We start from the raw sequence: 7,900 nt of genomic DNA, 5'->3' as shown, positions 1-7,900 counted from the left end.
TCAAGCAGATCGCCGGGTTCGTGACGCCGACGACGGGCGAGGTGATCTACAAGGGGACGAAAATCTCCGGCCTGCCGCCGCACAAGGTGGCCCGGATGGGGGTCGTGCGGACCTTTCAGGAGACGACGATCTTCAAGTCGATGACCGTGCGCGAGAACGTCATCGTTTCCCACCACCTGCGATCGAAAGCCTCGCTTCTGGGGTTCTTCTTCGGGTCCGCGCAGGCACGGGCGGACGAAGCGGAATTCGGCAAGTCGGCGGACGACATCATCGACTTTCTGGGGTTGCAGGCGATCAGGAACGAATTGGCCTCGAACCTGCCGCAGGGCCATTTGCGCGCCCTGGGCATGGCCATCGGCCTTGCGACGCAGCCCGAGATCATCCTTCTGGACGAACCCTTCGCGGGCATGAACCACGACGAAACGATGCGGATGGTCGCCCTCGTCCGCCGGTTGCGCGACGAGCGGGGCCTGACGGTGCTCCTCGTCGAACACGACATGCCCGCGGTGATGAAGATTTCCGACCGGATCGTCTGCATCAACTTCGGCGAGAAGATCGCCGAGGGCTCGCCCGCAGAAATCCAGGCCAACCCCCGCGTGATCGAGGCCTATCTCGGCAGCGAAGACGCCGCCATCGGGATGTGAGACATGACCCAAGCAGCCACCAACCTGGAACCTGCCAAGAAGATGCTCAGCTTCGACAACGTCGAACTGTACTATGACCATGTCTATGCGCTGAAGGGCGTCTCCATCGACCTGATGGAGGGCGAGACCGTCGCCCTGATCGGCGCGAATGGGGCGGGGAAATCCTCGATCCTCCGCGCCATCACCGGGCTGCGGAAGATCAAGTCCGGCACGATCAGCTATCTCGGCGACCGCATCGACGGCCGCCCCGCCGCCGAGATCGTCAAGCGCGGCATCGCCATGGTCCCCGAAGGCCGCCGCGTCTTCCCGCTGATGAGCGTGAAGGACAACCTGCTGATGGGCGCCTTCACCCGCACCGACAAGCAGGGGATCGAGCAGACGCTGGAAAGCGTGCTGGCCCGCTTTCCTCGCCTGAAGGAACGCTTCAACCAGCAGGCCAGCACGCTTTCGGGCGGCGAGCAGCAGATGATGGTGATCGGCCGCGCACTCATGGCGAAGCCGAAGCTCCTTCTCCTTGACGAACCTTCGCTCGGCATCGCGCCGAAGCTGGTGCAGGACATCGCCCGGGCCATCGTGGCGATCAGCCGGGACGAGGGCGTGTCGGTTCTTCTGGTGGAGCAGAACAGCCGCATGGCGCTCTCCATCTCGAACCGCGCCTATGCCATGTCGACGGGCCAGGTCGTCCTGTCTGGCGCCTCGAAGGACCTGATGCACGACGACCGGATCAAAGCCGCCTATCTGGGCGGGGAGTTGTAAGAAATGCGCCTTCTGGTGATCAACCCGAACACCACTGCCTCGATGACGGAAAAGATCGGCTTCGCCGCCAGGGGCGCAGCCAGCCCCGGGACCGAGATTCTCGCGCTGAATCCCGCGCATGGGCCTGTCTCGATCGAGGGCTACTACGACGAGGCGCTCAGCGTCCCCGGCCTTCTGCACCTGATCCAGACCACCCCCGGTTTTGACGCGGTGATCATTGCCTGCTTCGACGATACCGGCCTCGACGCCGCGCGCTGCCTGACCGACCGCCCGGTGATCGGCATCGGCGAGGCGGCCTATCATTTCGCCTCGATGCTCGCGAACAAGTTCTCGGTCGTCACCACGCTGGCCCGGTCGGTCCCGGCGCTGGAGCACAACCTGCACCGCTACGGCCTCTCGGCCCGTTGCGCCCGTGTCCGGTCGTCAGAGGTCGCGGTGCTGGAGCTGGAACACCCCGGCTCGGACGCCTGCACCCGGATCAGCGCCGAGATCGGCCGCGCGGTTGCCGAGGATCACGCCGAAGCCATCGTGCTCGGCTGTGCCGGCATGGCCGATCTGGCGGGGCGACTGGCGGCGGAACACGGGCTTCCGGTGCTGGACGGCGTCACCTGCGCGGTGCGGCTGGCCGAGGCGATGGTCGGCCTCGGCCTGCGCACCTCGCGCCTGGGCGGCTACGCCCCACCGCCGGTGCAGAAGCTGCGCGCGACCGCCTGACCGGGGCCGCGTGTCGGCTAGTGCAGCCCGAATTCTGCCATCAGCCGCCGCCGCATCGCCACGAAACCGGTGTCGCTTCGGTCCCGCGGCCGTGGGATGTCCACATCGATCAGCCGCGGCCCCGCAGCCTTTTCCCTGGGCAGCACCAGCACCCGGTCGGCAAGGGAATCCCTGCCGACCGGCCCCGCGCGAACAGGAATCTTCTCGTTGGACACACCGCGGCCGTTTCAGACCGCCAGCGGCTCCACCAGTTCCGCCCCGGAAGCGCGGTTGGAATTCACCGCCGCCCCCACCCGGAAGGGGCGCGCCAGCACCCCTTCGGCGCAGGCCCTCATCAACACGGCTGCCCCGTGCCCCGCCTCGCCCAGCCACAGGGGCCAGTCCGCCCGCTCCAGCACCACCGGCTCGCGGTGATGGATCGCGGACATCGTCGGCCCCGCGTCAGTCGAGACGATGGCGACCGTGTCCTGATCCCCCCAGCGTTGCCAGACCCCGGCCAGCGCCATCGGCAGGCCGTCGGCCCGGGTGAAATACCAGGGCAGCCGCGCTCCATTCGTAGAAGCCGCTGGCCGGGACGATGCAGCGCCGCTCGCGGATCGCCGCGCGGAAGGCCGGCTTCGTCGCCACCGTGTCGGCGCGCGCATTGATGATCAGCGGCCCGGCGCCCGGTGCCTCGTACCAGGACGGGATGAACCCCCAGCGCATCGCCCGCAGCCGCCGGATCCCGCCCTCCGACGTCACCACCGCCACCGGGTTCGTCGGGCAGATATTGAAGTTCGGCCCCACCGGCAGGTCATTGCCTGGCACCGCCTCGAACAGTTCCGCCAGTTCCTCGTTCGGTTCGGTCATGGTGAAGCGGCCGCACATGGCTTGGAAGATAGGCGATCCCGGCTCGAAGACCAAGCCGGACGACCGTCCCCGGCTTCACTGCAAAGCATTGCCAGCCTGCCCTTCCTTCGCTATTCGGCCCCCATGCTGATCCTCAAGATCTTCCGCCGCCCCGAATGGGATGCCTTCCGCGCTGCCGGAGAAACCCTCGGCGCGCCGATCGACCTTGCCGACGGCTACATCCACTTCTCCACACCCGCCCAGGTGGCAGAGACCGCCGCGAAATGGTTCGCCACCGAAAGCGATCTGGTGCTGGTGGCCTGCGAGGAAAGCCGCCTCGGCCCCGCCCTGAAATGGGAGCCCTCGCGCGGCGGCCAGCTCTTCCCGCATCTCTATCGCCCGCTGCGGCTGGAGGAGGTGGTCTGGGACAAGTCGCTGCCCCTCGGCGCCACCGGCCATATCTTCCCCGAGGGCCTGCTGTGAGCCTCTTGGAGCGGACCGGTCTCGCGCTCCTCCACCACATCGACCCCGAGCGCGCCCATGCCCTTTCGCTCCTGGCCCTTCGCACCGGCCTCGCCCCCCTGCCCGGCCCAGTCAACCTGCCCCGGCTGCATACCAGCTTGGCCGGGATGCCGCTCCTGAACCCCGTGGGCCTTGCCGCAGGCTACGACAAGAATGCCACCGCCCTCGCGCCCCTTTCCCGTGCAGGTTTCGGCTTCATCGAGGTCGGCGCCGCCACGCCTCTGGCCCAGCCCGGCAACCCCCGGCCCCGGCTCTTCCGGCTGACCGAGGATCGGGCGGCGATCAACCGCTTCGGTTTCAACAACGACGGGATGCTGGCCATCGCGGCCCGGCTGGCCCAGCGCCAGCGCGGCCCGGTGCCGGTCGGCCTGAACCTCGGTGCGAACAAGACCAGCGAAAGCCGCGCCGCCGATTTCGCCAGGGTGCTGGCCACCTGCGGCCCGCATGTCGACTTCGCCACCGTCAACGTCAGTTCCCCAAACACCGAACGCCTGCGTGATCTGCAGGGGCCCGCCGCCCTCGCCGCGCTGCTGAAAGGGGTGATGGAGGCGCGCGCCGCCCTGCCCACCCCGATCCCCGTCTTCCTGAAGATCGCCCCCGATCTCACGCTCGACGATCTCGCCCAGATTGCCGAGGTCGCGCTCGCCTCCGGCATCTCCGGCATCATCGCCACCAACACCACGCTTTCCCGCGAAGGTTTGAAATCTGCAAATCGAAGCGAAGCCGGCGGCCTGTCCGGCGCACCATTGTTCGAAAAGTCCACGCGCATATTGGCGCAGCTTTCGCAGCTAACCCACGGCCTGCTGCCGCTGATCGGGGTCGGCGGGGTCGGTAGCGCCGAGGAGGCCTACCAGAAGATCCGCGCCGGGGCTTCTGCCGTGCAGCTTTACACCGCGATGGTCTACGGCGGCATTTCCCTCATCCCCGAGATCGCCCACGGCCTCGATGCGCTTCTGGCCCGCGACGGCTTTGCCAATGTCGCCATGGCTGTCGGCACCGGCCGCAGCGGCTGGCTCTGACCCTTCATCTTTGTGAAAGCATCCTCGGGGGGTCCGGGGGGCGAAGCGCCCCCAGCCGATCCCCGTTCAGAACGCCTTGAACGTCATCGTCGTCAGCGTGCGCTGGATGCCCGCGATGTCGAACAGCCGCGACGACAGGTAATGCCCGGTATCCTCGCCTTCGGGGATGTAGACCTTGGCGATCAGGTCATAGTCGCCGCTGGTGGAATACAGCTCGCTTACCACCTCCCGGTCCCAGATCGCATTGGCGACCTCGTAGGTCTGGCCCGGGGTGCAGCGGAACTGGACGAAAACCAAAGCCATCGCAACGCTCCTTCTTTCCGGCAAGGATAGGCGAGAAGAGCCGCAAGCTGAACAGCCGCACCAGAGCTTTCGCCGAAAAATTTTCGCCGTCTACTCCGCGCCGTCCAGGGCCAAAGGCGCAGGCTCCCGCCGCAGGTCGTCGATCGACAGCGGCGTCAGAGGCCGCGCCAGCCGGTTCCGCACCACCCAATGCAGCCGGTGCTGCGCCCGGGTGATCGCCACATAGGCCAGCCGTTTCCACAAGGGCACCCCTGCCTCCGACCGGCCCGACTGCGCAGCCGCATAGAGATCGGGCGCGAAGACCTGCACCTCCTCCCACTGCGACCCCTGCGCCTTGTGGATCGTCACCGCCGCCCCGTGCAGGAAGGTCGCCCCCATCCCCGCCGCGTGCGGGATGAAGGGCTCCTCCTCATCCGGCCTCTCGATCTTGATGATGCTGGCCGCGCTGACCTGCGGCTCCTCCGCCCCCACCACATGCAGCCGCGCAAAGCCCGCGCGGTTGCCCTCGCCCAGATAGATCACCTGCGCGCCCTTGATCAGCCCCCGCGCCTCCAAGTCGATCCGCTTCTTGCGATGCTTCAGGGGCAGCTCGATCCCGTCGCAGATCAGGGGCTCGCCCGGCAGAAGCTGATCCTCCGGCGCACCATAGGCGTTGCGGAAGGCCTGGATCAGCCGCACCCGCGTCGCATTGCGCCAGACCAGCACGGGCGAGCGCGCCATCAGCGCCGCCTCGACCCGCTCCGCCCATACCACCCGGCCGTCGGCCCGGGCCTTTTCCTGCACCAGTGCCTCGAACTCCTCGAAACCAAGGCGGTCGTCCCCCAGCGCATGCGCCAGGTCGAGGATCGGGTTGTCCTCCGTCTGGCGATGGATGCGGTGCAGGATCAGCTTCCGCCCCTCGGACAGCTTGTCGAACACCATCTCGCCCGACTGTCCCACCGGCGCCAGCTGCGCCGGGTCGCCGAACAGGACCAGCGTCGGGAAGATTTCCCTCAGGTCTTCGAACTGCCGTTCATCCAGCATCGAGCTTTCGTCGACGAAACCCACGTCCAGGGGCTCTTCCCGCCGCTTCCAGCCCTTGATGAAATCGCTGCCCTTCAGCCCCGCCGCTGCCAGCGCCCCCGGTATCGACGCAACCTGCTGATAAAATGCATGCGCCCGGTCCAGCGCCAGATCGGTCAGCCCGGCAATCGCCAGGTTGCCCGCCGCCGGCCGCGTCCCCGTTCCCGCCAGCCACTCGGCGATCTTCTCGTATTCCGGGTCGTAGACCGGGGTATAGAGGATGCGGTGGATCGTCGTCGCCGGAACCCCGCGCAGCCGTAGGACGGACGCCGCCTTGTTGGTCGGCGCCAGGATCGCCAGCGTGCGGCGGTCCTTCCGCCTGCGCCCCTCGTAATCGCCCGAGACGACATCGACCCCGGCCGCCTTCAGCCCGCGATACAGTTCCGCCAGCAGCATGGTCTTGCCCGACCCGGCCTTGCCCACCACCGCCAGAACGCTCGTCCGCCCCTCGGCCATCGGGGTCAGTTCCCCCTCGGCCAGGTCGATCCCCGCCCCGGCAAAGGCGGCAGCCAGCCGGTCGAAAGCTTCGGCCTGGTCGTCGGAAAAGATCAGCGCTGGGGCCTGCATCCTGCGACCATACCCCCTCCTCGCCCCAAGCGGTAGGGTCAGTGCATCGTTCCGCCCTTCGGGGGCAGGGTCGGCTGATCGTCCGGGTCATCGCCCGCACCGGCAATCTCGCTTCGCGCCTCGTCGATGGTTTCCGAGACCTTGGACGCCAGACGCGGCAGGCCGTTCCGGGTCGCATAGGAAAGAAGATCCGACAACACGTCGAAGACCCAGTCGTGACGCATTCAATCCCTCGGCCAGAAATCTGTGCCGCCCCCGATCTAGGCCTTCGGGAAGGCCAGACCGGACGACTCACTCAAGCACAGATATCCGCCCGATGGGTGAATTGGGTGTTAAGCGTAGATTTTAGATCGATTTGCTCGCCTCGAGCGTGTCCTCGAAGGTGCGCAATCCGGTGCGCGGTGCCTGCACCAGCACCGCCATATTGCCCGGCTTGTGCTGGTTCTTCCACATCAGCGTATGTGCCCGCGGGATCTCGGCCCAAGGAAAGACCTCGGACATGCAGGGATCGAGCCGCCGCTCGCACATCAGCTTGTTCGCCGCCGCCGCCTGCTTCAGATGCGCGAAATGGCTGCCTTGCAGGCGTTTCTGGTGCATCCACATGTAGCGCACGTCGAAGGTGCAGTTGAACCCGCTGGTCCCGGCGCAGATCACCACCATGCCGCCCTTCTTGCAGACGAGGCTCGACACCGGGAAGGTCGCCTCGCCCGGATGCTCGAACACCATGTCGACGTTCACGCCCTTGCCGGTGATGTCCCAGATCGCCTTGCCGAAGCGCCGGGCCTCCTTCAGCCAGGTGTTGTATTCCTCGGAGTTCACCTTGGGCAGTTGCCCCCAGCATTTGAACTCGTTGCGGTTGATGACCCCCTTCGCGCCCAGCGACATGACGAAATCGCGCTTCGATTCGTCGCTGATCACCCCGATGGCATTCGCCCCCGCCGTATTGATCAGCTGGATCGCGTAAGAGCCCAAGCCCCCCGACGCCCCCCAGACCAGCACGTTCTGCCCCGGCTGCAAATCATGCGGCGCGTGGCCGAAAAGCATCCGGTAGGCCGTCGCCAGCGTCAGCGTGTAGCAGGCCGATTCCTCCCAGGTCAGGTGCTTCGGGCGCGGCATCAGCTGCTGCGCCTGCACCCGGGTGAACTGGCTGAACGACCCGTCCGGCGTCTCGTAACCCCAGATCCGCTGCGAGGGCGAGAACATCGGGTCGCCGCCGTTGCATTCCTCGTCGTCGCCGTCGTCCTGGTTGCAGTGGATCACCACCTCGTCCCCGACCTTCCAGCGCTTCACCTTGTCGCCCACCGCCCAGACGATGCCCGCGGCATCCGAGCCCGCGACATGGAAGGCCGCCTTGTGGCCGTCGAACGGGCTGATCGGCTGGCCCAGTCCCGCCCAGACGCCGTTGTAGTTGACGCCCGCCGCCATCACCAGGACCAGCACCTCGTGGCTGTCGATGGTCCAGGTATCGACCACCTCCTGCACCAT

The 7,900-nt window shown here is 66.9% G+C and carries 10 protein-coding genes and 1 pseudogene; 5 read left to right on the top strand and 6 right to left on the bottom strand.

Features of this window, described 5'->3' with window-relative positions:
* The 3 genes from V7Q39_RS17385 to V7Q39_RS17375 form a co-directional block, all read left to right on the top strand.
* Window positions 1-644, top strand: a 644-nt coding sequence (locus V7Q39_RS17385; protein ID WP_333817878.1) for an ABC transporter ATP-binding protein, incomplete at its 5' end; no start/stop codon positions are given.
* A gap of 3 nt (window positions 645-647) precedes the next feature.
* A complete protein-coding gene (locus tag V7Q39_RS17380; protein WP_443082538.1) occupies window positions 648-1,400 on the top strand; it encodes an ABC transporter ATP-binding protein in 753 nt (250 codons plus the stop codon).
* Between the two features lie 3 nt (window positions 1,401-1,403).
* Entirely contained in the window at window positions 1,404-2,114 is a 711-nt protein-coding gene (locus V7Q39_RS17375) for an aspartate/glutamate racemase family protein (RefSeq protein WP_333817877.1), read from the top strand.
* A 17-nt stretch (window positions 2,115-2,131) separates the two neighbouring features.
* Here V7Q39_RS17375 and V7Q39_RS17370 read toward each other — a convergent pair whose 3' ends face one another.
* Together V7Q39_RS17370 and V7Q39_RS17365 are read right to left on the bottom strand one after the other, a co-directional pair.
* Complete coding sequence (locus tag V7Q39_RS17370) at window positions 2,132-2,329, bottom strand: hypothetical protein (RefSeq protein WP_333817876.1); 198 nt, start codon at window positions 2,327-2,329, stop codon at window positions 2,132-2,134.
* A gap of 12 nt (window positions 2,330-2,341) precedes the next feature.
* Window positions 2,342-2,981: pseudogene (locus V7Q39_RS17365) on the bottom strand (SOS response-associated peptidase).
* A 105-nt stretch (window positions 2,982-3,086) separates the two neighbouring features.
* Here V7Q39_RS17365 and V7Q39_RS17360 point away from each other — a divergent pair.
* Both V7Q39_RS17360 and V7Q39_RS17355 read left to right on the top strand, forming a co-directional pair.
* Window positions 3,087-3,425, top strand: a complete 339-nt coding sequence (locus tag V7Q39_RS17360) for a DUF952 domain-containing protein (protein ID WP_333817875.1) — start codon at window positions 3,087-3,089, stop codon at window positions 3,423-3,425.
* Entirely contained in the window at window positions 3,422-4,483 is a 1,062-nt protein-coding gene (locus V7Q39_RS17355) for a quinone-dependent dihydroorotate dehydrogenase (protein ID WP_333817874.1), read from the top strand. The genes V7Q39_RS17360 and V7Q39_RS17355 overlap by 4 nt, the downstream gene beginning before the upstream one ends.
* Before the next feature lie 66 nt (window positions 4,484-4,549).
* On the opposite strand, the gene V7Q39_RS17350 is transcribed toward V7Q39_RS17355, so the two are convergent.
* The 4 genes from V7Q39_RS17350 to ccrA form a co-directional block, all read right to left on the bottom strand.
* Window positions 4,550-4,786, bottom strand: coding sequence for an Lrp/AsnC ligand binding domain-containing protein (locus V7Q39_RS17350; protein ID WP_333817873.1), 237 nt, complete (start codon window positions 4,784-4,786; stop codon window positions 4,550-4,552).
* Between the two features lie 90 nt (window positions 4,787-4,876).
* Window positions 4,877-6,415, bottom strand: a complete 1,539-nt coding sequence (locus tag V7Q39_RS17345; RefSeq protein WP_333817872.1) for an ATP-dependent DNA helicase — start codon at window positions 6,413-6,415, stop codon at window positions 4,877-4,879.
* A gap of 38 nt (window positions 6,416-6,453) precedes the next feature.
* The gene (locus V7Q39_RS17340) at window positions 6,454-6,639 is read right to left on the bottom strand and encodes a hypothetical protein (RefSeq protein ID WP_333817871.1); all 186 of its coding nucleotides are present in this window, start codon (window positions 6,637-6,639) and stop codon (window positions 6,454-6,456) included.
* Between the two features lie 121 nt (window positions 6,640-6,760).
* A partial coding sequence (gene ccrA, locus V7Q39_RS17335; protein WP_333817870.1) for a crotonyl-CoA carboxylase/reductase occupies window positions 6,761-7,900 on the bottom strand: 1,140 nt, incomplete at its 5' end.

The organism is Tabrizicola sp. (assembly GCF_036781545.1).
GTDB lineage: Bacteria > Pseudomonadota > Alphaproteobacteria > Rhodobacterales > Rhodobacteraceae > Tabrizicola.
The sequence above is the reverse complement of the archived record's forward strand: the minus strand, read 5'-3'. Positions and strand labels throughout refer to the sequence as shown.

Bases quoted from the DNA above. Each gene is read 5' to 3' on its own strand.
- V7Q39_RS17340 (WP_333817871.1), bottom strand. From the start codon at position 6,639: ATGCGTCACGACTGGGTCTTCGACGTGTTGTCGGATCTTCTTTCCTAT.
- V7Q39_RS17380 (WP_443082538.1), top strand. From the start codon at position 648: ATGACCCAAGCAGCCACCAACCTGGAACCTGCCAAGAAGATGCTCAGC.
- V7Q39_RS17350 (WP_333817873.1), bottom strand. From the start codon at position 4,786: ATGGCTTTGGTTTTCGTCCAGTTCCGCTGCACCCCGGGCCAGACCTAC.
- V7Q39_RS17375 (WP_333817877.1), top strand. From the start codon at position 1,404: ATGCGCCTTCTGGTGATCAACCCGAACACCACTGCCTCGATGACGGAA.
- V7Q39_RS17345 (WP_333817872.1), bottom strand. From the start codon at position 6,415: ATGCAGGCCCCAGCGCTGATCTTTTCCGACGACCAGGCCGAAGCTTTC.
- V7Q39_RS17360 (WP_333817875.1), top strand. From the start codon at position 3,087: ATGCTGATCCTCAAGATCTTCCGCCGCCCCGAATGGGATGCCTTCCGC.